Origin of the sequence: Dactylosporangium sp. CA-139066, assembly GCF_050936175.1 — a bacterium.
GTDB lineage: Bacteria > Actinomycetota > Actinomycetes > Mycobacteriales > Micromonosporaceae > Dactylosporangium.
The window spans coordinates 1,264,723-1,290,774 of record NZ_JBNJNH010000002.1; the positions used below are offsets into that span (position 1 = coordinate 1,264,723).

Genomic DNA, 26,052 nt, shown 5'->3' on the forward strand with positions numbered 1-26,052 from the left:
CGTCACGGTACCGTCACCGACTCGGAAGCGGTGCTAAGGCCCGGCCCGACGCGGGCACGGGCGCGAATCGGCAGGGCGAAGAGGAGGGCCACGAGCAGCAGGAGGTACCAGTTCTTGATCAGGAAGCCCTGGACGCCGTGGCTCCAGGGGTCCACCGGCAGCCCCTGCTCGAACCAGGACACCAGGCCGAGCCCGACGGTGACCGCGATGACGGCGGCGAACCAGGCGTGCCGGCGGGAGGCGGCCAGCACGATGATCGCCGGCACGAACCAGTAGATGTGGTGCACCCAGGTGATCGGGCTGATCAGGCAGCCGACGATGCCGGTCAGCGTCATCCCGACCACCTCGTCGCCGGCCAGCGCCGCGCGGCGGGCGCGCCAGAGGCCGAACCCGAGCGCGAGCAGCGACAGCAGCGCCCAGATCAGCCGGCTGGGGTCGTGCGGCGCCGAGAGCCGGGCGAGCATGCCGTAGAAGGACTGGTTGAAGGTGTACGCCGCGTTGCCGATCCCCTCGCCCTGCCACAACGCGTCGGTCCAGAACCGCACCGAGCTCTTCGGCATGATCGCGAACGCCAGCAGGCTCACCGCGGCGCCGCTCGCGATGGCCGTCAGGGCGGCCCGGTACCGGCGGCTGACCAGCAGGTACACGATGAAGATGGCCGGCGTGAGCTTGATGGCGGCGGCGAGCCCGATGAGCACGCCGGCCCAGCGGCTGCCGCGGGGCAGCAGCACCAGCAGGTCGGCCAGGATCAGCAGGATCAGCACCATGTTGATCTGGCCGAACGTGTAATTCTCACGGATCGGCTCGAGAGTGCTGATCACGGTGATGGCCAGCACCATGGCCCACGGCAGGTCCCAGCCCTTCTCGCGGGCGACCGGCGCGAGCAGCCAGTAGGTGGTGACGAGCACGGCGGCGACCGTGATGATGCTGTACAGCACGACGGCCGGGATCCACCCGAGGAGCGCGAACGGCACGAGGACCAGCGCGCCGAACGGGGGATAGGTGAACCCGAGCGCGCCCTGGGTGTCGTCGGGCTTGACGTAGTCGTAGATGTTGTGGCCGTCGAGCCAGAAGTTCACGGCCTGGCGGTAGATGCCCAGGTCGAACCAGTCGTGGCGGTTGCGGTACCAGATGTGGCCATAGACGACCAGGGCCACGAAGAGCCCGAGCAGGACCCAACGGACGATCCTGCGCCTGCCCGACTCCAACGCGCACACCCCCAACGACTGCGGCCACGGTCCCGGGCGAACATACCGCCGGTACCGTGGCCGCACACTTCCAACCCGTGCGCGTCAGCGTCTTCGGGTGCCCTCGATGGTCGGGACCGGCACCACGCCACCGCCACCGTTGCCGCCCGGGCCCTGACTCGTGTTCGGATTGGGGTTGCCGTTGTTGCCGTTGTTGTCCCCGTTGCCCGGCCCGCCGGGGTTGTTGGGGTCGATCGACGGCAGGGCCGGCGCCGGCGACTTGCCGGTGCCGACGTCGATCCGGCCGGTGTTGGCCGGCGGCCGGAAGGTGATCTTCGGCTCCTTGAGCTGCGTCAACGCGGCGTCGAGGAAATCTCGCCAGATCGGGCCGGGCAGCGAACCACCGATGATGGACGTGCCCTTCTTGTCCTTGATCGCCTGTTCCTTGTCCTTGTTGCCAACCCACACGGCGACGGCCAGGCCGGGCGACTTCTTGGCCGGGTCGTAGGCGGTGTAGCCGACCATCCAGGCGTGCGCGTTGCCGCCGCCGCCCTTGTTGTCGCCGTACTGCCAGGTGCCGGTCTTGCCGGCGATCTGGCGCCCGTCGTGGGTCTTGAGGTTGTAGTGCTTCGGCACGCCCTGCAGGACCGTGCTGAGGTCGTCGGACATCTGGTCGGTGAAGCCCGGGATGCGCTTGGGGTTGATGACCTCCTGGTAGGTCTTCTTCCCGCCGGTCCACACCTCCTTGAGGAAGTGCGTCTTCACCGCGACGCCGCGGGCCGCGAAGGTGGCGATGCCGCCCGCGTGCTCGAGCACCGTGACCGGGTACTGGCCGAAGCCGACCTCCGTCTGGAAGTACTTCGGCGAGACCTTGGCGCCGTCGTTGGCCACGAGGTCGATCTTCTGCGACTTGCCGTCGACGGTCGCCCACATGTCGGTGATGCCGGCGGCCCGGGCGGTGTCGATCACCTTGGCCGGGGTGACCTTCTCCGTCAGCGCGAAGAACGGCACGTTCAGCGACATGACGGTGACCTCTTCGAGGGTGCACCAGTCGCCATGGCCGGAGTCGCACTTCGGCGACTGGGGCGAGCCGTCACCGGCGTTCTTGACCGGGTTGCCGTTCTTGGCCGTACGCCCACTGGCCGGGAAGTCGGCCGGCGAGTTGCCGTCCCACATCGAATCGATCTTGTACCCGGCCATGAGACCGGTGGCCAGCGTGTACACCTTGAACGTCGATCCCGGCGGGTGGCCGCCGCAGCAGCTGTCCTTGCCGTCGCCGAGCACCGGATCGTTGTAGTAGCCGGCGTAGTCGTTGCCGTTGCCGTTGTCGCCGCCGTAGTACGCCTTCACGCCGCCCGTGCCCGGCTCGACCGCGACCAGCGCGGCCTGCAGGTTGCCCGGCTGGCCGTACATGTTGGAGTCCTTGCTCTGGCTGCTGCCCTCGCGCACCGCGATCGGCTGGATGTCCTTGTCGATCGTGGTCACGATCTTCAGGCCGCCGTTGCGGATCCTGTCGAAGTTCTTCTTGCCGTCGGCGTCGGTGTCCTCGTAGAGGAGGCTGCCGGTGCCCGGGTCGGTCAGCGCCGCGACCTCGCCGAGGACGTGGTGCATGATCAGGCCCTCGGGCTTGCTGAAGTTCTGCGACTGCGCCGCGTTGGCCCGCGCCTCGGCCGGGGTGATGACCTTGTCGGGGTACTTCATCTTGGTCGGCGCGTCGGCCGCGGAGCAGAAGTTCAGCTTGAGCATCTGCCCCTTGATGTAGTCGAACCGGTCGTGCGCCTGCTTCGCGTCGATGTTCGGGTCGAACGGGCTGCCCTTGCCGGCCGTGCCCTCCGGGTTCTTGATCAATCCGGCCAGCACCATGCCCTCGGCCATGCTCAGCTTCTCGGCCGGCTTGCCGAAGTACGCCTGCGCCGCCGCCTCGATCCCGTAGGCACCCCGGCCGAAATAGACGATGTTGAGGTACATCGCCATGATCTCGTCCTTGGAGTACTGCTGGTTGAGCTTCAACGCGATGACCGCCTCGCGCACCTTGCGGGCGTAGGTGACGCCCTCCAGGTCCGCCCAGTGCCGCGCGTACTGCTGGCTGATCGTCGAGGCGCCCTGCCGGTCACCGCCGGTCACGTTGTTCCACGCCGCCCGGGCGACGCCCTTGTAGTCCACGCCGTCGTTCGTGTAGAAGCTGTTGTCCTCGGCCGCGACCACCGCGTGCTGCACATCCGGCGGGATCTTGTTCAGCGGCAGGACCGTGCGGTTCTCGCCGATGCGACCCATCGGCGTCACGCCGTCGGAGTAGTAGATCGTCGTCGACTGGTTCAGCGTGATGTCGTCGGGTAGGGCGACCTGGTCGAAGTAGTAGGTACCGCTGACCATGCCGATGCCGGCGATCATGATGAACGCGGCGATCGCGGCGATGAGGATGTTGCGCCGCCGGCGCCGTTTGGCCTTGGCGTTGGGGCTGCGCCCGCCGCCCGGGCCGTCGCCACCACGGCCGCCGGGGCGACCCGGCGGGAGGTCGCCGGGCGGGCCGCCCGGGCCGTCCATGACATCGCCCATCGGCATGCCGACCGAGGCCGAGCCGACGACGGCGCGGCCGACAGTGGCGCGGCCCGCCGCGCCCGGCACGGAGGCCGAGCCGCTCACCGACGCGGAGCCGCTGACGGAGGCGGAGCCGGTCACCGAGGCGCGGCCGGTGCGCGGCTCGCCGGGCGGCGTCACGCGCGCCGAGCCCACGCTCGCAGAGCCGGACGCGGGGCCGCCGGGCGAGACCCGGGCCGAACCGCTGGCTCCACCGACGCTCGCGCGCCCCACCTGCGCCCGGCCGGCGGGCGGGGCGGATGGTGGCGGGGGATTGTGGGAGGGTGGTTCCGACTGGAATCCGGGAACCTGGGCGCGGCCCGACTGCGGGTTGCTCGGGTCACCGTAGCTCATTCGTCCCACCTTGCCGGTTGCATCGTCGTCCCATGCTCCGTCGCCATCACGTCTGTGACCTGGGCCACTCGACCGGCGGCGGCGCCGCTATGGCGCCGTAGCCACACTTCGCGGCCCTCACCAGGAAGTCCGCGCTCTCGGCCGATCACTCGACCGCTCCTCCCCGAAGGCGCGACGGCCGCTCGCCGTCGTCTGAGCCGGCCGCGAGTCCGTCGCGGCCGAGGAGGTACTGCTCGACGAGGTGGTTCCAGCCGCACGCGCGGCAGACCTCCACCACGTAGACGTGAAACTCACTCAGCGTCATCGCCAGGACGGGCAGCTCGGCGAGCCGGCGCGCCTGTCCGGACGACTGGCGCAGCTCGTCGCCATAGATGTAGTGCACATGGGTGAGGTTCTCGCGGCGACAGACGGGGCACAGCTCCTCCGTCGGCTCGCCATGGAACTTCGCTGCGCTCTTCAGGTAAGGCGACGCGTCGCACACCTCATAGGTGCCGACGCGGCCCGAGTGCACCTCACGCAGGAGGGCGCGTCTCCGCAAGGAGAAGTCCACGACCTGACGCTGGGTACGCATGCGCCCGAGGGTACGCGGTCGCGCCGTCGTCGGCGAGTTCCGTCACGATCGGTAACCGTCCGATAGACGACCAGCGCTGTGTCGGAGACCACTTGGTCAGATTTGTTGCATCCGTTCGGGCAGCGACTTACCGTTCGATGTATCGGCCCGATACATCGGGCAGGTTACCGAAGCGACTGGCTGGTTACGGGAAGGAGGCCGGGAGTGCTCGAACTGGCGATCCTGGGCCTGCTTCACGAGTCCCCCATGCACGGCTACGAGCTGCGCAAGCAGCTCACGACCAAGCTCGGGGCCTTCCGTTTCGCGATCAGCTACGGCTCCCTCTACCCCACGCTGCGCCGCCTACAAGCGGACGGCTGGATCACCGAGGGTGCGCCGGCGGGCATGCCGGCAAGCGCCGAAGAGGTGCCCCTGCTCACCGGCAAGCGGGGCCGCGTGGTCTACACGATCACCGCGGAAGGCAAGGAGCGGTTCCAGGAGCTGCTCAGCGCCGCCGGCCCCGAGACCTACGACAGCGAGGCCGGTTTCGGGGTGCATTTCGCGTTCTTCGCCCGCACCGACCCCGCGACCAGGCTGCGGATCCTCGAGGGCCGCCGCCGCCGCGTCGAGGAGCGCCGCGAGGGCATGCGCGACGTGCTCAGTCGAGCCGCCGAGCGGCTCGACGCCTACACGCTCGAGCTGCAGCGTCACGGCCTGGATGCCTGCGAGCGCGAGGTTCGCTGGCTCGAAGAGCTCATTGCGAACGAACGCAATGGCAACACCCCACAGCCGCCTTCGGCAAATCCGGAGCGGTCATCGTGAACAACAAGAAGGAGGCATCCGCGATGGGCTCCGTCCGCGTTGCCATCGTCGGTGTCGGCAACTGCGCCTCGTCCCTTGTCCAGGGCGTGGAGTACTACCGCAACGCCGACCCGAATGACCGAGTACCGGGTCTCATGCACGTCAAGTTCGGCGACTACCACGTCGGCGACGTGGAGTTCGTGGCGGCGTTCGACGTCGACGCGAAGAAGGTCGGCCAGGACCTCGCCGCCGCCATCGGCGCGAGTGAGAACAACACCATCCAGTTCTGCGACGTGCCGCCGACCGGCGTGACCGTCCAGCGCGGCCCGACGCTCGACGGCATGGGGCAGTACTACCGCGAGATCATCGAGGAGTCCGACGAGCAGCCGGTCGACGTGGCCGCCGCCCTGCGCGAGGCGCGGGTCGACGTGGTCGTGTGCTACCTGCCGGTGGGCTCCGAGGAAGCGGACAAGTACTACGCGCAGGCCGCGATCGACGCCGGCTGCGCCTTCGTCAACGCCCTGCCCGTCTTCATCGCCTCCGACCCGGTCTGGGCGAAGAAGTTCGAGGACGCCGGGCTGCCGATCGTCGGCGACGACATCAAGAGCCAGGTCGGTGCCACGATCGTGCACCGCGCGCTGGCCAAGCTGTTCGAGGACCGCGGGGTCGAGCTGCTGCGCACCTACCAGCTCAACTTCGGCGGCAACATGGACTTCATGAACATGCTGGAGCGCACCCGCCTGGTCTCGAAGAAGATCTCGAAGACCCAGTCGGTGACGTCCCAGATCCCGCACGAGATGGTGAAGTCCGACGTGCACATCGGGCCGTCCGACCACGTGCCGTGGCTCGACGACCGCAAGTGGGCGTACATCCGCCTCGAGGGCAAGTCGTTCGGCGATACGCCGCTGAACGCCGAGCTCAAGCTCGAGGTCTGGGACTCGCCGAACTCGGCCGGCGTCATCATCGACGCGCTGCGCGCCGCGAAGATCGCCAAGGACCGCGGCATCGGCGGCCCCATCCTGTCGGCTTCGAGCTACTTCATGAAGTCGCCGCCGGTGCAGTACAACGACCACGACGCGCACGCTTCGGTCGAGGCGTTCATCAAGGGCGACGTCGAGCGCTGACCCGCCCAGCGACATAAGAAAGGCCGGCCCACCCGGGCCGGCCTTTTTTGTCAGCCCAGCCCGAACTCGCGCTCGATGCGCACCTTTGCCTCGAGTTCCAGCAGCAGCTTCTTGCGCCAGAGCCCGCCGCCGAAACCGACGAGCTTGCCGTCGGCGCCCACGACGCGGTGGCACGGAATGATCACGGGAATCGGGTTGCGGTTGCACGCGGTGCCGACCGCCCGGGCCGCGTCGGGCTCGCCGACCGCGGCGGCGATCTGGCCGTACGTGCGCATCTCGGCGTACGGAATGGCGTAGAGCTGCCGCCAGACCGCCCGCTCGAACTCGGATCCCCCGGTCACCGACAAGGGCACCGTGAATGGGACGTCCTCGCCGGCGAAATAGCGCGCCAGCTCGTCGGCGGCGCGGGCCATCACCTCGTCCGGCGCGGAGACGGCCTGATTCGGCGGCACGCCCCCGAATCGGATCCGGCAAATCCCGCCGTCGTCCACCGCGACGCCGAGCGCATCGATCGGCGCCGCCACCTCAACCCACCGCACGGGGTCGATTCTGCTCCTTTTGCCGGACGCCATGAGTGGCGCACCGGGTCTACCCTCCAATTGTCCTGGAGGGGAGGGGACCGTGGAGACGACATTCCTCGTCATCGGCGGTGTCGGTGTCGTGGTCCTGGCCCTGTCGGTGCTCATCGGCGACCTCTTCCACTTCGGCCATCCCGACTCGGCCGGCCCGTTCTCGGTGCCCGCCATCGCCGGGTTCATCGGCGCCTTCGGCTTCGCCGGCGCCGCGACCGCCGCGATCACCGGGTCCGAAGGCCCCCTGGTGCCGGCCGTCGCGGGCGTCGTGGCGGCGCTACCCACCGCGTGGGTCGCGACCCGGCTGGCCCGCATGGCGATGAACATGCGCACCGACGCGACCCCCACCCAGCGGGACATGATCGGCACCACGGGCGTCGTCGTCACGCCCATTACCGGCAACGGCTTCGGCGAGGTGCGTATTTCCCTCGGCGGCCAGCCGGTCAAGCTCAGCGCCCGCGCGGACCGCCCGATCGCGCTCGGTGCCCGCATCTTCGTGGTGGAGGCGACGAGCCCCACCAGCGTGATCGTGGAAGAAACCCCCCTCTAGCAGTAAGGAAGCGGATGGATACCGTCCTGCTCATCGCGATCGGCGGCGGCGTGCTGCTGGTCCTGTTCCTGGTGATTTTCATCGTCTCTCGCATCAAGGTGGCCGGCCCCAACGAGGCGTTCATCGTCACCGGCCGCAAGGGCAAGTCGGTCCAGGGGGTCGACGGCAGCCGCTCGACCGACCTGTCCGGGCAGAAGGTCGTCATGGGCGCCTCGGTCTTCGTCATGCCGATCGTGCAGAAGCTGCAGGTGCTCGACCTGTCCAGCCGCCGCATCCACGTCGAGATCACCGGCGCGGTGAGCAAGCAGGGCATTCGCGCCAAGCTGCAGGGCGTGGCGATCGTCAAGGTCGGCGGCACCGAGGACGCCATCCGCGCGGCCGCCCAGCGCTTCCTCAACCAGCAGCAGGGCATCGACCTGTTCACCAGCGAGGTCCTGGCCGGCGCGCTGCGCTCGATCGTCGGCCGGCTGACCGTCGAGGAGATCATCCGCGACCGCACGGCGTTCGCCAGCGCCGTGGCCGAGGAGGCCGAGCACTCGCTGACCAACCAGGGCCTGGTGCTGGACACCTTCCAGCTGCAGGACATCATCGCCGACGGCTCGTACCTCGCCGACCTGGGCCGGCCCGAGGCCGCCCGCGTGCTGCGCGACGCCGCCATCGCCGAGGCGCAGGCCCGCCAGGCCGCCGAGTCCGAGCGGCTCAAGTCCGAGGAGGCCATCGCCGAGGCCAACCGCAACCTGGCCCTCAAGCAGGCGGGCATCCAGGCCGAGATCGACGCGGCCAAGGCGCGGTCGGCCGCGGCCGGCCCGCTCGCCCAGGCCGAGCGCGACCAGGCGATCCTCGCCGAGCAGCAGAAGGTGGCCGAGCGCAACGCGGAGCTCAAGGAGCGCCAGCTCGACACCGAGGTCCGCAAGCCGGCCGACGCCGCCCGGTACCGGGTCGAGCAGGAGGCCGAGGCGGCCAAGAACGCGGCGATCGCCAACGCCGAGGCGCAGCGGCAGGCCACCATCGCGGCCGCACAGGCCCAGGCCGAGCAGGCCCGCCTGACCGGTGAGGGCGAGCGGTCCCGCCGCGCCGCGCTCGCCGAGGCCAACGCCATCGAGGGTGCCAAGGAAGGTGAGGCGGAGCAGCGCCGGCGCGTCGCCATCGCCGAGGCGCTCGAGCGCGAGGGCTCGGCCGAGGCGTCGGCCATCCTGGCCCGCGGCCAGGCCGAGGCCGAGGCGATGAAGCTCAAGGCCGACGCGTTCGCCACCTACGGCGAGGCCGCCATCCTCGACCTCCTCGTGCGGGTGATGCCGGACGTCGTCAAGGCGGCCAGCGACCCGATGGGCAACATCGACAAGCTGACGGTGATCTCCACCGACGGCGCGTCCTCGCTGAGCAGGTCGGTCGCCAGCAACGTGGCCCAGGGCCTGCAGCTGGGCACCGACCTCACCGGCATCGACCTGCCGAAGCTGCTCAGCAAGCTCAACGCCCTCACCGGCGGCGACGACGAGCCGGTCAACGGCCGGCCCGCGGTCGAGGCCCCGAAGTAGTCCTGAACCGCCCGCAAACACATCCCGGACAGGGGGCCCGCGCCGCTCGGCGCGGGCCCCCTTCCGTTCGTGCGACTCGCGTCCGGCTCGCGGCGCCGTAGGCTTTTGCCGTGTCCGCCGTCGTTACCGCCCAAACGCAGGCGCACTACGTGCGTTCCGTGCTGCGCCAGCGCGGCTTCCGCCGGCTGGTCGTGGTGCGGATGGTCGCGCAGATCGGCGACGGGCTGTTCCAGGGCGGCCTGGCCGGCAGCGTCCTGTTCAACCCGGAGCAGCGGGCCGGCGGCATGGCCATCGCGGCCGGGTTCGCGATCCTGCTCCTGCCCTACTCGCTCGTCGGGCCCTACGTCGGGGTGTTCCTCGACCGCTGGCGGCGCCGCTCCATCATCGCCGTGGCCAACCTCGTGCGGGCGGTGCTGGTCCTGCCGATCGCGCTCTACATCTGGCAGGGAGAGCACTCGCCGGTACCCTTCCTGCTCGCCCTGCTGGTCATCGGCCTCAACCGGTTCTTCCTGGCCGGGCTGAGCGCCGCCACGCCGCACGTGGTCTCCGACGACGTGCTCGTGACCGCGAACTCGTTCGCCGCGACGCTGGGCTCGCTGAGCTTCTCCGTCGGCATCGGGGTCGGCGCGACGCTCATCAAGACCGTCCTGCACACGTCGTTTCACGGCTACGCGCTGGTCGCCGCCGGCGCCGCCGCGTTCTACCTGGTCTCCGCGCTCGTCGGGCACACCTCGTACGGCCCGGACGAGCTCGGGCCGGACGCCGAGGACCGGCGGGGCGGCTCGATCCTCGCCGCGATCAGGGAGACCAGCCGCGGGACGGTGGCGGGCGCGCGGCACCTCGGGGCCAAGCGCGGCGCCGCCTACCTGGTGCTCGCGCAGGCGATGTTCCGGCTCTTGTACGGCGTGATCCTGCTCGCCAGCCTGCTGCTCTTCCGCACGGAGTTCAACCATGGCACGGACGTGAGCGGCTCCTTCGGTACCATCGCCAATGCTTTTGCCGCCGGCGGCGCCGGAATGCTGGTCGCGTCGTTCATGACGCCCCCGGTCGCGCGCCGCATCGGGGGCTGGCGGTGGGTGTCGGTCGTGCTGGGCGGCACCGGGGCGGCGATCCTCGGCTTCGGGCTGCCGTTCGACCCGGTGTTGCTGCTCGGCGCCGTCTTCGTCACCAACCTGGCCGCGCAGAGCATCAAGATCGTGACCGACACGTCGCTGCAGCACGAGTGCGCGGACGAGTTCCGCGGACGGGTGTTCAGCATCAACGACACCGCGTTCAACGTGACGCTCGTCGCCGGCATGTACATCGGCGCGCTCACCCTGCCCGAGACGGGGCACTCGGCGGCGGTACTGTCGGCGGTGGCCGTCGGCTACGTGCTGGCCGCCGTGGCGTACGGGGCCCTCGGCGGCCGCTGGGCCCGCCGGGTCGGCGACGACATCGCCGGCCCCGGCGGGGCGGTCTCACGCGCGGATCAGTAGCTCGAGCCCGACTTCGTCAGGGTCTGGCTGTAGATCGAGGTCGTGATGCTCAGCGAGTCGCCGTTGCAGGTGTACTTCGCCGGGTCGTCGTTGGCCGTGAACGGCTCGGTCTCGTCGTAGTTGATCAACGGCGCCTTCGTGTTGAGCGTGCCGGTCGCGGCGACGTTCGAGTACGCGAGGCTGCCGCTGGTCGTCGCGATGTTCGCGGTGACCGTGGCGTTGGCGACGATCGTGATCGCGACCGCCTGGCCCTGGATCGTCGGGTTGGCCCCGAACGTGCTGTCCTTGTACGTCTCGGTCGACTTGCCGTCCGGGGCGAACTTCAGCGTGGAGCCGTTCTTCTGCAGCGTGAACTCGACCGTGCCGACCGTCTCCATCGCGGTCTTCTCGGTGTACGTCTTCGTGGTCCACGTGCCGACCAGGCACTCGTCGATCGCGGCGGACGGCTTGGACTTGCCGGTCGCGGTGGCGGCCGGGCCGCCGGTCGAGTTGGCCTGCGGAGTTTTCGGGTCGTCCTTCTTCAGTGCGGCGACCACGACGATCGCCACGACCAGGACCACCAGCACGCCCGAGAGCGCCAGGACCGGCATGAGGAACTTGTTCCGGCCCGAGCCGGACGGGGTCGCGCCGTACGTCGCGCCGTAGGCGGTGGGCGGCGCGCTGACCGGGTCGGAGTACGACGGTACGGAGCTCGCGGGGTAGCCGGCATAGGGCTGCTGCTGTCCGCCGTACGGTGCGCCGCTGTAGGGCGTGCCGCTCGTCGGCTGCTGCGGCGCCTGTGGGACGCCTCGATATGTGCGGCACTGCGTGCAGTAGCCGTTCGCATCAATGCCCATGCCGCCGCAGTTGGGACACGGCTGCATGTCTGCCTCCAGGTTCAGGTTCCAGGGAAAACGATTCGGGGGTTCGTGTTAGCGACGGTAGCGGAACCGGTCTAGGTGCAGAACCGGCTGAATCGCCACATGGGCGACGCTACGGTGGTCGGGGTTCTGACAACGAGCAGCAATCGATGAACTCGTGGCCTTGTGTAGTCGTATGATTACACAGTGTCAACGCCTCCGGAGCCCGGTGACCGGCGCCCGCCCGAACCCGTCGAGCCGCTCCCGCCCTCCGCGCCGACGCCGGACTCGCCGCGCCGGTCCGTGCGCAAGGCGGAGCCGCCGGCCTTCCCGCCGCCCGTGCCCGCGCTGCCCGGAGCCGCTGCGCCACCGCCGCGGCGTTCGATGGTGCCCATCGCGGGCGGTGCGGTGCTCGCCGTGCTGGTCTGCGCGCTGGTCGCCTACCTGGCGCTGAGCCAGTCCGGCCGGTCGGTCGAATCCATCGGAGGGTCGATCGTCTCGGCCGGCCCACCGCCCGCCACGGCCTCGGGCCGCGGGCCGGCGCCCCAGGTCGGCGCGCCGCTGGTGACGAGCTCGGCCGCGGCCGCCGGGGCGGCCTGCACCTACGCGCCGGCGGAGCGGGGGGAGGGCGACACGCGCCTGATCGCCACGCCGGCGCCCCGGGCCACGCTCGCCGGGCGCGTGTCCGCGACGATCCAGACCAACCTCGGCCCGATCGGGCTGCAGTTGTACGCCGACCGGGCCCCCTGCACCGTCAACTCCTTCGTCCACCTGTCGCGCGACGACTTCTACAGCGACACGCCGTGCCACCGGCTGACCACCGACGGGCTGTACGTGCTGCAGTGCGGGGATCCGAGCGGGACGGGCACGGGGACGCCGGGGTACCAGTTCGGCGAGGAGAACCTGCCCACGACGGTGCCGCCGTACCCGCGGGGGACGCTGGCGATGGCCAATGCCGGGCCGGGGACGAACGGGTCGCAGTTCTTCCTGGTGTACAAGGACAGCGACATCCCGGCCGACTACACCGTCTTCGGCACGGTCACCAGCGGGCTGGACCTGCTCGACCGGATCGCCGCCGCCGGGACGGCGACGGGCGGCCCGGACGGCCCGCCGAAGCTCACGGTGCAGATCAGCGAGATCCGGGTGGCGTGACGCCCTCCGCCTCGGCCCATCGCCGCAGCTCGGCCACGGCCTCGTCGTGGTCCAGCGGGCCGCGCTCCAGCCGCAGGTCCTTGAGGTAGCGCCAGGCCCGGCCGACGATCGGGCCGGGCGGCACGCCCAGCAGCTCCATGATCGCGTTGCCGTCGAGGTCGGGCCGGACCCGGGCCAGGTCCTCCTCGGCGGCGATGCGCGCGATCCGCTCCTCCAGCGCGTCGTAGTCGGCCGCGAGCTGCGCCGCCTTGCGCCGGTTGCGGGTGGTGACGTCGGAGCGGGTCAGGCTGTGCAGCCGCGACAGCAGCGGCCCGGCGTCGGTCACGTAGCGGCGCACGGCCGAGTCGGTCCATTCCCCGCGGCCGTACCCGTAGAAGCGCAGGTGCAGCGCGACAAGCTCGGCGACGTCGGAGATCACGTCCTTCGGGAACTTCAGCGCCTTCATCCGCTGCTTGGTCAGCCGGGCGCCGACGATCTCGTGGTGGTGGAAGCTCACGCCGCCGTCCGGGCCGACCGCCTTCGTGGCCGGCTTGCCGATGTCGTGCACCAGGGCGGCCATGCGCAGCGTGAAGTCGGCGCCCTCGCGCTCGTGGGCGATCGCGTTGCGCACGACGATCAGCGTGTGCTCGTACACGTCCTTGTGCTGGGCGTGCTCGTCGATCTCCAGCTTGAGGCCGGACAGCTCCGGCAGGAACTGCTCGGCCAGGCCGGTGTCGACCAGCAGCCGCAGGCCGGCGACCGGGTCGGCGCCGCACATGAGCTTGACGAACTCGTCGCGGATGCGCTCGGCCGTGATCCGGGACAGGTCGCCGGCCATCGCCGTCATCGCGGCGCGCACCTCCGGCGCGACCTCGAAGCCGAGCTGGCTGACGAACCGGGCGGCGCGCAGCATGCGCAGCGGGTCGTCGGCGAAGGACTCCTGCGGCGCGCCCGGGGTGCGCAGCACCCGTTCGGCCAGGTCGGTGAGGCCGCCGTGGGGGTCGGTGAACTCGTGGCCGGGCACCGAGACCGCCATCGCGTTGACGGCGAAGTCGCGGCGGCGCAAGTCGTCGGCCAGGTTGTCGCCGTACCGGACGATGGGGTTGCGGCTCACCCGGTCGTACGCGTCCGCGCGGAACGTCGTGACCTCGATGCGCAGCCCGCGGCGGGCCAGGCCGATCGTGCCGAACTCCTGGCCGGTCGTCCACACCGACTCCGCCCACCCCTTGATGACCCGCAGGGTGTCCTCGGGCCGGGCGTCGGTGGTGAAGTCAAGGTCGTCGCCGAGGCGCCCGAGCAGCGCATCGCGGACCGAGCCGCCGACGAGGTGCAGCTCGAAGCCGGCCTTGGCGAAGCGCCGGCCGAGCTCGTCGGCGACGGGGGAGACGCGCAGCAGCTCGTGGACGGCACGGCGCTGCGCCTCGGTGAGGGCACGGGTCATTTCGGACATCGGTCGGTCAGCCTATCGCGACGGAGAAGATCGGCACCGAGGGTAGCCGCCCGGTGTGCGCCGGGTCGCGCGAAAATCCGCCGCGCACCGCAAGTGTCGGGGGGTGCCACTATGGTCTGTGCTGCGAGCGGAAGCACGGCCGAGTCGAGGTGTGGCGAATGGAACCGGGTAGCGACCCGGCTCAGCGCGGGGGCTGGAGCACTGAGCCGACCGTCAAGCTGCGGCCGACCGGCGGCGGGGCCCATCGCGCGCCCGAGGAGCCGACCGAGTTGCTCGCGCCTGCTGCGCAGCCGGCGCCGGATCCCGGGCAGCCGGATCCTGGACAGACGGTCAAGCTGCACGTCGGGCGGCGGCCCGAGGGCATGTCCGTCGATCCGGCCAACGCGCCGACCGTCAAGCTGCCGCTGATCACGCCGCGGCCGCAGGTGGTCGCCGACGCACCGGTCGTCGAGGAGTCCGCGCCACCGCCGGCGGCCGACGACGACGACAGCACCGGCACCGTGGTCCGCAACAGCAGCACGATGGCGATCCTGAGCCTGGTCAGCCGCGCGACGGGCTTCGTGCGGGCGGCGGCCATTGCGGCGGCGATCGGCGGCGCGGTCGTCGGCGACGACTACACGCTGGCCAACAACCTGCCCAACCAGGTGTACGAGCTGCTGCTCGGCGGCGTGCTGGCCAGCGTGCTCATCCCGACGCTGGTGCGGGCCCGCAAGGAGGAGTCCGACCGCGGCCAGGCCCACGCCCAGCGGCTGCTGACCCTCGCCGCCGTCGCGCTCGGCGCGGCGACCCTCATCGTGGTGATCGCGGCGCCGCTGATCACCGCGATGTACACGCTCGGCAACGACAAGGTCACGGCGGGCGACCGCCATCTGATCACGTTCCTGGCCTACCTGCTCCTGCCGGAGATCTTCTTCTACGGTATGGCCGGCATCTCCGCCGCGATCCTCAACGTCCGCGGGCACTTCGCGGCGCCGATGTGGACGCCGATCCTCAACAACATCGTCATCATCGCCACCGCCGGCCTGTTCATCCTGGTCCGCGGCGACAAGGCCCCGACCCCCGACACGATCACGCTCACCCAGGTGCTCGTGCTGGGCATCGGCACCACGCTCGGCATCGTCGTCCAGGCCGCCGGCCTGTGGCCCGCGCTGCGCAAGACCGGCTTCCGCTGGAAGTGGCGCTTCGACTTCCGCAAGCTCCACCTGCGCGAGCTGGCCAAGCTCAGCGCCTGGATGCTGCTCTACGTCGGTGTCTACCAGCTCGGCATCACCGTCGTCATGGCCCTGGCCAAGAACAACCAGCTCCGCGGCGGCGACGGCCCGGCCATCTTCAACAACGCCTTCCTGATCTTCATGATGGCCCACGGCATCGTGGCCGTCTCGGTCATCACCGCGATCATGCCGCGCATCTCGGCGGCCGCCGCCGACGGCCGCTTCGACGACGTGACCGAGCAGCTCTCCCAGGGCAGCCGCCTGGCGTCGGTCATCCTGATCCCGGCCGCCATGGTCTACATCGTCCTCGGCCGCCCGCTGGCCGTGACGCTGTTCAACTGGAGCAGCTACAGCTACGACCAGGCCGTCGCGACGGGCTGGGTGGTCGCCGCGGCCGGCGTCGGCCTGGTCCCGTTCGCGCTGAGCCAGATGCAGACGAGCGTCTTCTACGCGCTGCGCGACACGAAGACGCCGGCGCTGGTCAACATCGGCGGCGTGGCCGTCCGCCTCATCCTGGACATCGGCTTCTACGTGCTGCTGCCGGTCGCGGTGGTCACGACGTCGCTGATGGTGGGCACCGCGCTGTCCTACGTGGTCGCCCTGGTCGTCGGCTACGTCCTGCTCCGCCGCCGCCTCGGCCGCCTGGGCCTGCGCCGCCTTCTGGACACCCTGCTGCGCCTGGGCGCCGCGGCGGTGGCCGGCGGCCTGCTCGCCCTGGCCGTCTCGTGGCTGATCGGCCTGATCATCGACCCGGGCAAGGTGCAGGGGATCGTGCAGCTGGTGTTCGGCAGCGCGGTGCTCCTGGCCGTGTACGCGGCCGGCGCCGTCTTCCTGAAGGTTCCCGAGGTCCGCCAGTTCGCCGGCATGATCCGTTCGCGGCTGGGCCGCTGACCCGGCCCTCGTTCCGCGCAGTCGCCGCACCTTCTGGCGCCACACTGGCCAGCGCGGCGGTGGCGCCGCACGGTCGCCACACCCGCCGGGGGCGGGATGATGCCGGGCGCTCCGAAGCGCTCGCCGGCCTCGCCGAGCGACAAGTCGGGCGCTGGCGCGCCACGACTTGTCGGATTTATACCCTGGCAGGCGGCAAATGCGGTTATGCGTGTAATGCGTCCTCTCGGCGCCCCGTGTCGCCGTCGTGCGCGGGGCCGGGGAAGTCGACATCGACCCGGTGGGCGGGAGCGCGCCCTCGCAGCCAGAGAAGGCCGACCGCCGTGCCGTACGGGGGATGGGAGCGCGCCCTCGCCGTGCGAGGCGGCCGTCGCCCGGCGGAGATGTCGTGCGGGGTGGAACTCCTCGACCGGCGGCGGGGCGGGCAGCGCGCCTCCGTCAGGATCGGGCCGATGTCGTCGCGGCATCCGACTCGCACCGCCTCACCGGCGCCACCGTCCTTCCCACGCCGGCGCGGGCGGTGGACCAGGCGCCTCCTGGTCGGGGCCTTCGCCGCGGTGGCGGGAGTAACCGTCGAGTGGTCGCCGTCGCTACTTCGCGCTGGGACCGTGCGAGCGCCGCGCGGCGGACGGCCGGCGGGTCGATTCGGCACCGCCGAGCCGAGCGCTGGGCCGCGATGCAAGTCTGGCGCTCGCGCGGCCCGCACACGGCGTTCGGCGTCGCGTAACCGGTGCTTCCGGTGGGGGCCGTGTGGAGCTACGCCGGACGTCGCGCGGCTGTGAGGGAATCGACTCGTGGGGACGAATCGGGGTCGGCGGTATTGCGTTGCGGCGTCGCGGTGGGCGTGACTGTTGAGAAACCGTAAGTCACCGGCGAGAAATCTGGCGATTCGTCACAATCCGTCCATTTTGCCCGCCGGGCGCCTCGAGGCGCGCGGGGCTCGGGGCTTCTCATGCGGCCTGCGGTGATCCGATGAAATGTAGGTAAAGAGTAAATGGCCGCCATGTCGGGACATGGGTGATCAATTGGCCTCACACGGGGTGGTCCGGAGATGATGACGTGTCGGAGACCGAACTGGCGACAGGTAAGGTCAACCCCGGCGCCCTGCCGAAGCGCTTAGGCTTAGTGACTGCGACTCGCGTTACGACAGACGCCGTTCTGGCCAGCGATGAAGTACGGCACACGGATCGGAAGGGAGGACGGGTGGCTGAGCTCGACGAAGGGCTGCAGGCTTCGGGGGGCAACCCTCAGGTCCTGACCTTCGGCACCCCATCCGTCGGTGAAATCCTTGCCGAGCGATACCAGCTCGAAGAGCACATCGGCAACGACTCGCTAGGCCGCCAGCTGTACCGCGGCATCGACGTCATCCTGCGCCGCCCCGTGGCGGTGGTCCTGCGCTACCCCGGCGGGGAGAGCGCCAAGGAGATGCTGGCCGCGGCCGTTGCCGCCAGCCGCATCGTGCACCCGCACCTCGTCGGCGTCTACGACGCGATCGACGAGGGCGGCCGGGCGTATGTGGTCCGCGAGTGGGTCGACGGGATCGCGCTGCGCGACATCGTCGCCTCCGGGCCGCTGGACGCCGGGCGGTCGGTCGCGATCGCGTGGGCCGTCACCGACGCCGTCGCGGCGCTGCACGGGACCGGGATGGCGCACGGCAACGTGCACCCGGGCACGGTGCTGGTCGCGCACGACGGTCGGGTGGTGCTGACCGACGCCCGGGCCGACGACGGCGCCACGCCGGAGACGGACATCCGGGCGATCGGCGCGATCCTCTACTGCGCGCTGACCGGGTACTGGCCGCATGCCGAAGCCGGGGTGTACTCCGTGCCCGACGGCGTGCGCGACTCCTCCGGCGCGCTGACCACACCGCGCCAGGTGCGGGCGGGCGTCCCCGCGCACCTCGACTCGCTGGTCGCCGACCTGCTCAACCCCGATCTTCCGCTGCCGTCGGCCGAGTCGCTGGCCGGCGAGCTGGCGTCCATGGGCACCCTCGACGAGGACGAGATGGCCGAGGAGGGCGGGCGCGTCGACTTCGACGCCTTCGACTCCGCGGCGGCCTCGCCCGTGCCGCCGAAGCCGGCCGGGCGCAAGCTCGCCGTCGGCGTCGTCGGGCTGCTGGTGCTCGCGCTGGCCGGCACGCTGGCCGCGGCGCGGGTGCTGGGCGACCCGGCCACGCCCGAGGCGCCGGGAGCGACCACGCAGCCCGGTGCGAGCGCGTCGCAGCAGGCCAAGCCGCAGGGGCAGCCGGTCGAGTTCAAGATCGACCCGAGCAAGGTCCGTATCGTCGACCCGCAGGGCGACCGCAAAGAGGTCAAGGACGCGGCCAACACCGTGGACGGCGACACCAACACGGTGTGGAAGACCGCCCGGTATCCGAAGCCTGACTTCGGCGGCCTGAAGACCGGCATGGGCGTGTGGATCGACCTCGGCGAGGCCAAGCAGGTCAGCTCCGTGCAGGTCGTGCTGCAGACCCCGGGCGCCGACGGCGAGCTGCGGGCCGGCACCGCCGACCTCGGCAGCAGTGCGCAGGGCGACGCCGCGACCGTCCAGCAGTACACGCTCGTGGGGCAGAAGCGCGAAAGCATGAACACCACCACGATCTTCAACGGGCCGGAAGCGAAGACCCGTTACCTGCTGGTCTGGATCACGAAGCTGCCGAAGGAGAGCAGCTCCAGCGGATACCGACTGGCTATCGGAGAGATAACCGTCCGCGTGCAGTGACCCCACGGACGCGCCCGGATCGATAAGGTGCGTGCCGTGGACGCTGCGGGCCCGATCGCGCACGAGATGCGCGACGACACGTGGCTGCTGCGCGCCCACACGACGGGCGACCCCAACGCGTTCAACGAGCTCGTGCGGCGCCACCGCGACCGCCTGTGGGCCGTCGCCCTGCGCACGCTGGGCGATCGCGAGGAGGCCGCCGACGCGCTGCAGGACGCCCTGCTGTCGGCCTTCCGCTCAGCCGGCAACTTCCGGGGCGACTCGGCCGTCACGACCTGGCTGCACCGGATCGTGGTGAACGCCTGCCTGGACCGGGTGCGCCGGCGGCAGGCCCGCCCGACCGTGCCGCTGCCCGAGACCGACGTCACACCGGCCCCGGCGTCCGACCGCGACACGGCGATGGACGTGCGGCAGGCACTGCAGCAGATCCCCGCCGAGCAGCGCGCGGCGCTGGTCCTGGTCGACGTGCAGGGGTACGCGGTGGCCGAGGCGGCCGTAATACTCGGCGTCGCGGAGGGCACCATCAAGAGCAGATGTGCGCGCGGCCGGGCCCGGCTGGCGCTGCTCCTCGGCCACCTGCGGAACCCGGCCGACGGCGGCCGCGTCCCATCTGACGTCCGGGGCGGCGCCGCTCAGGGCCGCGGTGCGGTCCGAGCCGACGCCGAGGCCCGGGCCGACGTCCCGCCCGTGGACGTCGCGACCGACGTTCCGTCTGCATCCGGAAAGGAGACTGGCGCGTGACGGCCTTCTCCGACGCCGACCTCGACCGGCTCGCCGATTTCGTCGGCGGGGCGCTCGACGGCACCCCGGAGGCGGACGACGTGCGTCGCCTGGTGAGCACGGAGACGAGCTGGGCCGAGGCCTACGCGATGCTCGTGTCCGCCGACGCGGCCATCCGCGACGAATTGCATTCGTTGGGCGCGGAGGCTCCAGGTGTACCGCCGGAAGTGCAGCAGCGGCTGGACGCGGCCCTGGCGGCGGCGGTGACCGCGCCCCCGGCGGACGCCCCGGTAGTTGATCTGGCCCGGGCGCGGGAGGCGCGCAAGCGGCGGCGGACGCGCTGGGCCGTCGGGCTCGCCGCCGCGGCCGCGGTGATCGTGTGCGGCGGCGTCGGGGTGCAGGCGCTGCGCTCCGGCATCGTGACTACGGAGGGGGTCGACTCGGCGGCCCCGGGCGTGGCGGCCGGTCCGAACGATCGGCCGACGCCGGCCGAGGGCAAGGGTGAGCTGTCGACCGGCGGGCGCACCAGCGGTGGCGGCGTCATCAGCAGCGGGCGCGACTACGGGCGGGGCACGCTCGGCGACCTCGCCGCCGCCGGCACCGCCGGTGCGAAGAGCAACAACCTGCAGGGTGAGGGTTCGGGGGCGCCGATGGCCGCGCAGGCGCCCGCGCCGGACAACGTGCCGAGCCCGCTCGCGCGCCTGGCCCAGCCGGCCGCCCGGGCCGCCTGCCTCGGCGCCATCACCGGGGAATACGGTGGTCAGGTGTCGTTGGTCGACTACGCCGCGTTCGAGGGCCGGCCCGCGCTCGTGGTCGTCGTCGACGGCACGCGGGTCGGCGCCGGTAAGCGGCTGATCGTCGTGGTGGGCCCCGATTGCGGTATCGGCGGCGCCATCGCCGACGAGCGGTACCGGACTACCGCCCCGTAGCGGTGATGTGGCACACCAGTCACCACCCGGCGGGAATTGCCGGTTCGTAGGATGACGTTTTGCTGGCACAGGCTGAAATCGAGGAGTCGACCGTGGACGAGGTCCGCAACCTGATCATCGTGGGGTCCGGCCCCGCCGGGTACACGGCCGCGGTCTACGCCGCCCGCGCCAACCTCAAGCCCCTGGTGATCGAGGGGGTTACCTCCGGTGGCGCGCTGGTGACGACCACCGAGGTCGAAAACTTCCCGGGCTTCCCGGACGGCATCAACGGCCCCGAGCTCATGGACAGCATGCGCAAGCAGGCCGAGCGCTTCGGCGCCGAGTTCATCACCGACGACGCCACCCGCGTCGCCCTGGAGGGCCCGGTCAAGAGCGTGTGGGTGGGCGAGACGGAGTACCGCGGCAAGGCCGTGATCCTGGCCACCGGCTCCGCCTGGCGCCCGCTGCACGTCCCGGGCGAGCAGGAGCTGCTCGGCCGCGGCGTGTCGTCGTGTGCGACCTGTGACGGCTTCTTCTTCCGCAACGAGAACATCGTTGTGGTCGGGGGCGGTGACTCGGCGATGGAGGAGGCGACCTTCCTCACCCGGTTCGCCACCAAGGTCACCATCATCCACCGGCGCGGCGAGTTCCGGGCCAGCAAGATCATGGCCGAGCGCGCGCTGAGCAACGAGAAGATCGAGGTCCTCTGGAACAGCGTCGTCACCGAGGTCCTTGACGGCGGCGGCCGCGTGGGCGGCATCCGGGTCAAGAACGTCGTCAGCGGCGAGGAGAGCGACCTGCCCGTCGCCGGCGTGTTCGTCGCGATCGGCCACGACCCGCGTAGCGAGCTGTTCCGCGGCCAGGTCGAGCTCGACGACGAGGGCTACGTCAAGGTGGCCGCGCCGAGCACCCGTACCAACATCGAGGGCGTGTTCGCCGCCGGCGACGTCGTCGACCACACGTACCGGCAGGCGATCACCGCGGCCGGCACCGGTTGCGCCGCGGCCCTCGACGCCGAGCGTTTCATCGCGGCGCTGTAAGCAAGCTTTGAAGAGAAGGAGAGCGCATGGGAGCCATCCAGCCCGTCAGTGACAAGACCTTCGAGGTCGATGTTCTCAAATCGGATATTCCGGTTCTGGTGGACTTCTGGGCCGAATGGTGCCAGCCGTGCCGCAAGATCGAGACCATGCTGAACGAGATCGCCGCCGGTGAGCTCGCCGACAAGGTCAAGATCGTCAAGGTCGACATCGACAACAACCCCGAGATCGCCCGGACGTACCAGGTGCTGTCGGTGCCCACGCTGACCGTGTTCAAGGACGGCGAGCCGTTCCGGTCGGAGGTCGGGGCCAAGCCGAAGAGCGCGCTGGTGCGGTTGATCGAGTCCGCGCTCGACTGACATCTCCACTTTTTGATACGTCGTAGTACGTCGCTTTTGTACGTCCTTTTCTGCACGCCGCCCCGCCCGGTTTCGTTCCGAGGCGGGGCGACGCGTTTCCGATCCGTCGTGGCGGGGCAAGGCGCTCTCGGTGTGACGGCTCGGCGCGGGCACGCTGCTTCTCGGCGGTCTGCACCTGGCCGCCGGCTGCACCCGGGGTGACGGCTCGGCAGGGGCGCGCTGTGGGGGTGGTGGGAGTACGCTGCCTCGCGGGTGCGGCGCCGCGCGGGATCATTCGCCCGATAACGGCGTGCTCGGCCGGGCACGTACGATTCCGTCGCGGGGTCACAGGCTGTCAGGAGGACCACATGCGGGCTATCCGGCGCGGGGCGCGGGGAGCGGCGGTTGCCGAGATCCGCGGCATTCTTGTCGTGCTGGAGCTGCTGGAGGACCTGCTGCCGACCGATCCGGCGGCGCACGACCCCGAGTACGACGCGGACGTCGAGCGCGCCGTGCGCGCCTTCCAGCAGAGCCGCGGCCTGACGGTCGACGGCGAGGTCGGCGACGAGACCTGGCGGGCGCTGGACGCGGCCCGCTGGCGGCTCGGCCAGCGCGCCCTCTTCCACACCGTTGCCGACCCCTACATCGGCGACGACGTGCGCCAGTTGCAGGAACGGCTGCTCGAGATGGGGTACAACCCCGGCCGCGCCGACGGCATCTACGGCGGCCGCACCGCGCACGCCGTGGCCCAGTTCCAGCGCGAGGTCGGCCTGCGCCCCGACGGCGAGTGCGGCCCGGCCACGGTCGGCGCCCTGCGCCGCCTCGGCCGCAAGGTGATCGGCGGCCGCCCGCAGCTGCTGCGCGAGGCGGAGGCCTTCCGCGAGTCCGGCCCGACCCTGCTCGGCAAGCGCATCGTGATCGACCCCGGCCACGGCGGCCCCGACACCGGCCACGTCGTCCCCGACGGCCCGCTGCGGTGGGTGGAGGCGGACCTCGTGTATGACCTTGCGGCCCGTCTGGAGGGCCGTCTGGCGGCCGCGGGGATGCGGGTGAACCTCACCAGGGGTCCGCAGCCTACGGGGGCTCTGAGCGACCGTGACCGGGTGCAGCTTGCCAACGAGCTCGGCGCCGACCTGCTCATCTCGATCCACATCGACGGCCACCACAGCCCGACCGCGGACGGCGTCGCCACCTACCACTACGGCTCCGCCTCCGGCCCGACCTCGGTCGTCGGCGAGCGGCTGGCCGGCCTGGTGCAGCGCGAGATCGTCGTACGCACCGGCCTGCGCGACTGCCACACCCATGCGAAGACGTGGGAGCTGCTGCGCCTCACCCGGATGCCGGCCGTCCGCGTGGACGTCGGCTACCTCACCTCGCCCGGCGACCGCCGCCAGCTCATCGACCCGGCGTTCCGCGACCGGGTGGTCGAGGCCATCATGGCGGCGGTCCAGCGGATGTACCTCCCGGTGGAGGCCGACGTCCCGACGGGCTCGATCGACGTCAGCCTGCTGCGCGCCCTTACGAACTCGTCCCCGGCCCCGACGCCGTAGCGTTCTTCGCCTCGTCGTCTCCTGCCGGGCAGCTGTCCTGCCCGGCAGTTCCATTGCCGCGCGGTTCTTCGCCGCCCAGTTCTCATCGCCGCCCAGTTCTCATCGCCGCGCGGTTCGCTTCGCCCCGCGGCTCGCTTCGCCGCGCGGTGTCCTCGTTCTCTCTTCGCCGCGCGGTCCTCGTCGCCGCGCGGCGAAGAGAAATGTCGTGCCTGCCCGAACTCGCGCGAAGCACGGAAGAGGGCCGGCATCCTCTTCGCCGCCCGTCCTGTCCGCCGTGGGTTCCCTCGGCTTCGTAATTCGCGCCTCGCGGTCGCGCCGCCTCGCGGTCGCGCCGCCTCGCGGTCGCGCCGCCTCGCGGTCGCGCCGCCTCTCGGTTCCGCGCGCGGCTTTCTCAGGCCGGGATTTTCGAGCCGCCGCCGGCCGAGGGAGCTGTCACACCCTAGGCAAAGTGCAGGTCCTCGGTCCGAAGGCCGGCCTCGGCCGGCCTCGGCGCGAGTTCAGCCAGAGGTCATTTCCCTCGTTGCCGGGCGAACCGGAAGAACCGGTCGAAGCAGCGATTCCGGACTCATCGACCCGAGCAGCTTCTCCAGCGCGTACTCGACGTCGGACTTCCACGACAGCGCCGTCCGCAGCTCGAGGCGCAGGCGCGGATAGCGCGGATGCGGCCGTACGGTCTTGAAGCCGATCGACAGGAAGAAGTCCGCCGGCGCGAGGCACCCGCGCTCGTTGCGCCCCGCCTCGTCGACCTCGCCGAACTTCGCGTCGCCGAACGCCTCGATCGCCTTGACGCCGCGCTTGGTGAGGTCGCGCGCAACGCCCTGGACGAGCATGCGACCGAGCCCGCCGTCCGCGAACGGCTGGACGACGTGGGCGGTCATCAGCAGCACGGCATCCGGCGACACCGGCGACGTCGGGAACGCCATGCTCCGCGGCACGTACGCCGGCGGCGCGAACATCACGAACCCGGCCGGCATCCCGTCGACGTAGACCAGCTTGCCGCAGGAGCCCCACTCGAGCAGCGTCTGCGAGACCCAGGCCTCTTTCTCCAACCCGGGATCGCCGTTGGCACAGGCGCGGTCGGCCGCGACCGGGTCGAGTTCCCAGAACACGCAATCGCGGCACGATCGAGGAAGATCCTCGAGGGTGTCGAGCGTCAGACTGACGAGACGTCGCGACATTGGCCCATCTCCACCGCACCCGGCATTAGCTCGTCATGATGGTACGCACTCACGATCCGTCATGGGAGCCATCCGCCACAGTTCCTCATCCCTGGGACGTCCGGCTCACCTTTGGCCATCCGTGCCCCCTGCTGCCCCGACGTCTCACCGATCTGTCGCCGCACCCTGGCCGATCGCCCTGTTCTGCGCGACCGGCCTCTTGCCGGCAACCTCGACCGCCTGCTCCAACCGTCGCCGTGTGACGCCCCGCTGGTCAATTTCGCGACCCCGATTCACCGTGCCTGTCATCCCCGGGGCCGCAAGGCCGATTGAGCTCGCTAGTAGTGACGGCCGAGGCCGGCATGCACACAGGGGCGTAGTTCTCGCTGGGCGTCGAGTTGCGGCCGAGGGCGCGAATCGCTGCCGGTCGTTGGACTGGCTGGCTGGCGGGCGCTGTGCTCGCCGCTCTCAGCTGCCGTCGGCGGCCGACTGTCAGTCCTGAGCCGAAGGTCCCCGCGAGCCGAATCCGGTCATACCTTCTCGCCGTTCTTGCCGCCGTCCTTCTCGCCGTCGGCGTTGCCGGCGGCCGGCTCCGGTACCACGATGTCGTCGTTCTCCTCGGCGGCCGCGGCCGGTTCGAGTTCGTCATCATCGACGGCCTGGTCGCGGGCAAGGCTCGCCGGCGCGGTCCAGTTGATGCGTGGAGGCTCGGCCAGCGGACGCCCGCCGAACTCGGCCAACCACGCCGCCACGAGCGCAAGGTTCTCCCGCCAGCGCTCCTCCGGGATCGGCGGGAGGATGTCGTCCCACAGTGCGAGGAAGGTGCCCTGGAGCTGCAGCCGCCCGTACGGCCGGGCGAGGAACCACACGTGCAGATGCGCCGCGCCGTCGCCCCACCGATTCACGTGAACCCGAGCGACGCCGTCGAGCGAGCGGATGGCCCGCTCGAGCCGGACGGTCATCACGCCGAGCTCGGCCGCGAGCATGTTCGGCAGGTCGCCGAGGTCGAGATGCGAGCGAGACTCCAGGATCAGCACGGCGGGCAGACCGGTCGGGCGGTCGAGGGCGCGGACCCGCCAGCGGTCGCTCACCCAGATGTACGCGTCATCGGGCGCCGCACACGCCCGGCACTCGGCAGGGTTGTCGCCGTGGCGGGGCGGCTCGATGGGCACGGGATCGAGGAGGCGCTTGACTCGAAGGTCGCCCTCGAACGGGAAGGTCGGCCAGTACGTGAAGGCGGGCAGCTGCTGCGGGGCCGACCGCTGTGGGTTGGCCGCGGGATCGGCCGGGGTTGCTGGCGTCTCAGGCACGAAGCCGACCCTAGCCGACCGCGGGGCCGGTGTCCGTACCCTGTGGACAGTGAGCCACCGTGTCGGG

The 26,052-nt window shown here is 70.9% G+C and carries 21 protein-coding genes; 13 read left to right on the forward strand and 8 right to left on the reverse strand.

Translation table 11 applies throughout. The features are described 5' to 3' along the window. Positions 1-2: 2 nt before the first annotated feature. The 3 genes from ACQEVU_RS50630 to ACQEVU_RS50640 all read right to left on the reverse strand — a co-directional run bounded on the left by ACQEVU_RS50630 (position 3) and on the right by ACQEVU_RS50640 (position 4,689). Positions 3-1,208, reverse strand: coding sequence for a glycosyltransferase family 87 protein (locus ACQEVU_RS50630; protein ID WP_433337638.1), 1,206 nt, complete (start codon positions 1,206-1,208; stop codon positions 3-5). A gap of 84 nt (positions 1,209-1,292) precedes the next feature. Further along, on the reverse strand, positions 1,293-4,118 hold the full coding sequence (locus tag ACQEVU_RS50635) for a transglycosylase domain-containing protein (protein ID WP_433337640.1): 2,826 nt from the start codon (positions 4,116-4,118) through the stop codon (positions 1,293-1,295). Positions 4,119-4,263: 145 nt separating this feature from the next. Next, on the reverse strand, positions 4,264-4,689 hold the full coding sequence (locus ACQEVU_RS50640; RefSeq protein ID WP_433337642.1) for a DUF5318 domain-containing protein: 426 nt from the start codon (positions 4,687-4,689) through the stop codon (positions 4,264-4,266). A 204-nt stretch (positions 4,690-4,893) separates the two neighbouring features. Between ACQEVU_RS50640 and ACQEVU_RS50645 the strand changes: the two genes are divergently transcribed. Continuing rightward, positions 4,894-5,490 carry a PadR family transcriptional regulator gene (locus ACQEVU_RS50645; protein ID WP_433337644.1) on the forward strand — a complete coding sequence of 199 codons (597 nt, stop codon included), beginning with the start codon at positions 4,894-4,896 and terminating at the stop codon, positions 5,488-5,490. Positions 5,491-5,513: 23 nt separating this feature from the next. Continuing rightward, positions 5,514-6,593 (forward strand): inositol-3-phosphate synthase, encoded by a 1,080-nt coding sequence (locus tag ACQEVU_RS50650; RefSeq protein ID WP_433339721.1) that lies wholly within the window; start codon positions 5,514-5,516, stop codon positions 6,591-6,593. A 50-nt stretch (positions 6,594-6,643) separates the two neighbouring features. Here ACQEVU_RS50650 and ACQEVU_RS50655 read toward each other — a convergent pair whose 3' ends face one another. Then, positions 6,644-7,117: a methylated-DNA--[protein]-cysteine S-methyltransferase gene (locus tag ACQEVU_RS50655; RefSeq protein WP_433337646.1), complete on the reverse strand. Its 474-nt coding sequence runs from the start codon at positions 7,115-7,117 to the stop codon at positions 6,644-6,646. A 97-nt stretch (positions 7,118-7,214) separates the two neighbouring features. On the opposite strand from ACQEVU_RS50655, the gene ACQEVU_RS50660 reads away from it, so the two are divergent. From ACQEVU_RS50660 to ACQEVU_RS50670, 3 genes are all read left to right on the forward strand, one after another. Continuing rightward, a complete protein-coding gene (locus ACQEVU_RS50660) occupies positions 7,215-7,715 on the forward strand; it encodes an NfeD family protein (RefSeq protein ID WP_433337648.1) in 501 nt (166 codons plus the stop codon). Between the two features lie 14 nt (positions 7,716-7,729). Then, positions 7,730-9,250: a flotillin family protein gene (locus tag ACQEVU_RS50665; protein WP_433337650.1), complete on the forward strand. Its 1,521-nt coding sequence runs from the start codon at positions 7,730-7,732 to the stop codon at positions 9,248-9,250. A 110-nt stretch (positions 9,251-9,360) separates the two neighbouring features. Then, complete coding sequence (locus tag ACQEVU_RS50670; RefSeq protein WP_433337652.1) at positions 9,361-10,725, forward strand: MFS transporter; 1,365 nt, start codon at positions 9,361-9,363, stop codon at positions 10,723-10,725. On the opposite strand, the gene ACQEVU_RS50675 is transcribed toward ACQEVU_RS50670, so the two are convergent. Further along, positions 10,719-11,561 carry a hypothetical protein gene (locus ACQEVU_RS50675; RefSeq protein WP_433337654.1) on the reverse strand — a complete coding sequence of 281 codons (843 nt, stop codon included), beginning with the start codon at positions 11,559-11,561 and terminating at the stop codon, positions 10,719-10,721. The two genes, ACQEVU_RS50670 and ACQEVU_RS50675, sit on opposite strands and share 7 nt — an antisense overlap. A gap of 210 nt (positions 11,562-11,771) precedes the next feature. On the opposite strand from ACQEVU_RS50675, the gene ACQEVU_RS50680 reads away from it, so the two are divergent. After that, entirely contained in the window at positions 11,772-12,716 is a 945-nt protein-coding gene (locus ACQEVU_RS50680) for a peptidylprolyl isomerase (RefSeq protein ID WP_433337656.1), read from the forward strand. Here the strand turns inward: ACQEVU_RS50680 and ACQEVU_RS50685 are convergent. Further along, positions 12,694-14,136, reverse strand: coding sequence for a CCA tRNA nucleotidyltransferase (locus ACQEVU_RS50685; RefSeq protein WP_433337658.1), 1,443 nt, complete (start codon positions 14,134-14,136; stop codon positions 12,694-12,696). The two genes, ACQEVU_RS50680 and ACQEVU_RS50685, sit on opposite strands and share 23 nt — an antisense overlap. Before the next feature lie 167 nt (positions 14,137-14,303). Here ACQEVU_RS50685 and murJ point away from each other — a divergent pair, with 167 nt between their 5' ends. From murJ to ACQEVU_RS50720, 7 genes are all read left to right on the forward strand, one after another. Then, positions 14,304-16,247, forward strand: a complete 1,944-nt coding sequence (murJ, locus tag ACQEVU_RS50690; protein WP_433337660.1) for a murein biosynthesis integral membrane protein MurJ — start codon at positions 14,304-14,306, stop codon at positions 16,245-16,247. Positions 16,248-17,447: 1,200 nt separating this feature from the next. Beyond that, positions 17,448-18,965: a protein kinase family protein gene (locus ACQEVU_RS50695; RefSeq protein ID WP_433337662.1), complete on the forward strand. Its 1,518-nt coding sequence runs from the start codon at positions 17,448-17,450 to the stop codon at positions 18,963-18,965. Between the two features lie 66 nt (positions 18,966-19,031). Next, complete coding sequence (gene sigM, locus ACQEVU_RS50700) at positions 19,032-19,706, forward strand: RNA polymerase sigma factor SigM (RefSeq protein ID WP_433339722.1); 675 nt, start codon at positions 19,032-19,034, stop codon at positions 19,704-19,706. Next, entirely contained in the window at positions 19,703-20,614 is a 912-nt protein-coding gene (locus tag ACQEVU_RS50705; RefSeq protein WP_433337664.1) for a hypothetical protein, read from the forward strand. The genes sigM and ACQEVU_RS50705 overlap by 4 nt, the downstream gene beginning before the upstream one ends. Before the next feature lie 92 nt (positions 20,615-20,706). Further along, the gene (gene trxB / locus ACQEVU_RS50710) at positions 20,707-21,633 is read left to right on the forward strand and encodes a thioredoxin-disulfide reductase (protein ID WP_433339723.1); all 927 of its coding nucleotides are present in this window, start codon (positions 20,707-20,709) and stop codon (positions 21,631-21,633) included. A gap of 26 nt (positions 21,634-21,659) precedes the next feature. Continuing rightward, the gene (gene trxA / locus ACQEVU_RS50715; protein WP_433337666.1) at positions 21,660-21,989 is read left to right on the forward strand and encodes a thioredoxin; all 330 of its coding nucleotides are present in this window, start codon (positions 21,660-21,662) and stop codon (positions 21,987-21,989) included. Between the two features lie 347 nt (positions 21,990-22,336). After that, positions 22,337-23,518, forward strand: coding sequence for an N-acetylmuramoyl-L-alanine amidase (locus tag ACQEVU_RS50720; protein WP_433337668.1), 1,182 nt, complete (start codon positions 22,337-22,339; stop codon positions 23,516-23,518). Between the two features lie 497 nt (positions 23,519-24,015). Here ACQEVU_RS50720 and ACQEVU_RS50725 read toward each other — a convergent pair whose 3' ends face one another. Both ACQEVU_RS50725 and ACQEVU_RS50730 read right to left on the reverse strand, forming a co-directional pair. Continuing rightward, positions 24,016-24,696 (reverse strand): GNAT family N-acetyltransferase, encoded by a 681-nt coding sequence (locus ACQEVU_RS50725; RefSeq protein ID WP_433081870.1) that lies wholly within the window; start codon positions 24,694-24,696, stop codon positions 24,016-24,018. Between the two features lie 509 nt (positions 24,697-25,205). Continuing rightward, complete coding sequence (locus tag ACQEVU_RS50730; protein WP_433337670.1) at positions 25,206-25,985, reverse strand: hypothetical protein; 780 nt, start codon at positions 25,983-25,985, stop codon at positions 25,206-25,208. Positions 25,986-26,052: the final 67 nt, after the last annotated feature.

Excerpts from the sequence above, each read along its gene's own strand:
- ACQEVU_RS50635 (WP_433337640.1), bottom strand. The coding sequence starts at position 4,118 with ATGAGCTACGGTGACCCGAGCAACCCGCAGTCGGGCCGCGCCCAGGTT.
- trxA (WP_433337666.1), top strand. The coding sequence starts at position 21,660 with ATGGGAGCCATCCAGCCCGTCAGTGACAAGACCTTCGAGGTCGATGTT.
- ACQEVU_RS50675 (WP_433337654.1), bottom strand. The coding sequence starts at position 11,561 with ATGGGCATTGATGCGAACGGCTACTGCACGCAGTGCCGCACATATCGA.
- ACQEVU_RS50650 (WP_433339721.1), top strand. The coding sequence starts at position 5,514 with ATGGGCTCCGTCCGCGTTGCCATCGTCGGTGTCGGCAACTGCGCCTCG.
- sigM (WP_433339722.1), top strand. The coding sequence starts at position 19,032 with ATGCGCGACGACACGTGGCTGCTGCGCGCCCACACGACGGGCGACCCC.
- ACQEVU_RS50720 (WP_433337668.1), top strand. The coding sequence starts at position 22,337 with ATGCGGGCTATCCGGCGCGGGGCGCGGGGAGCGGCGGTTGCCGAGATC.
- ACQEVU_RS50685 (WP_433337658.1), bottom strand. The coding sequence starts at position 14,136 with ATGACCCGTGCCCTCACCGAGGCGCAGCGCCGTGCCGTCCACGAGCTG.
- ACQEVU_RS50640 (WP_433337642.1), bottom strand. The coding sequence starts at position 4,689 with ATGCGTACCCAGCGTCAGGTCGTGGACTTCTCCTTGCGGAGACGCGCC.
- murJ (WP_433337660.1), top strand. The coding sequence starts at position 14,304 with ATGGAACCGGGTAGCGACCCGGCTCAGCGCGGGGGCTGGAGCACTGAG.
- ACQEVU_RS50665 (WP_433337650.1), top strand. The coding sequence starts at position 7,730 with ATGGATACCGTCCTGCTCATCGCGATCGGCGGCGGCGTGCTGCTGGTC.
- ACQEVU_RS50725 (WP_433081870.1), bottom strand. The coding sequence starts at position 24,696 with ATGTCGCGACGTCTCGTCAGTCTGACGCTCGACACCCTCGAGGATCTT.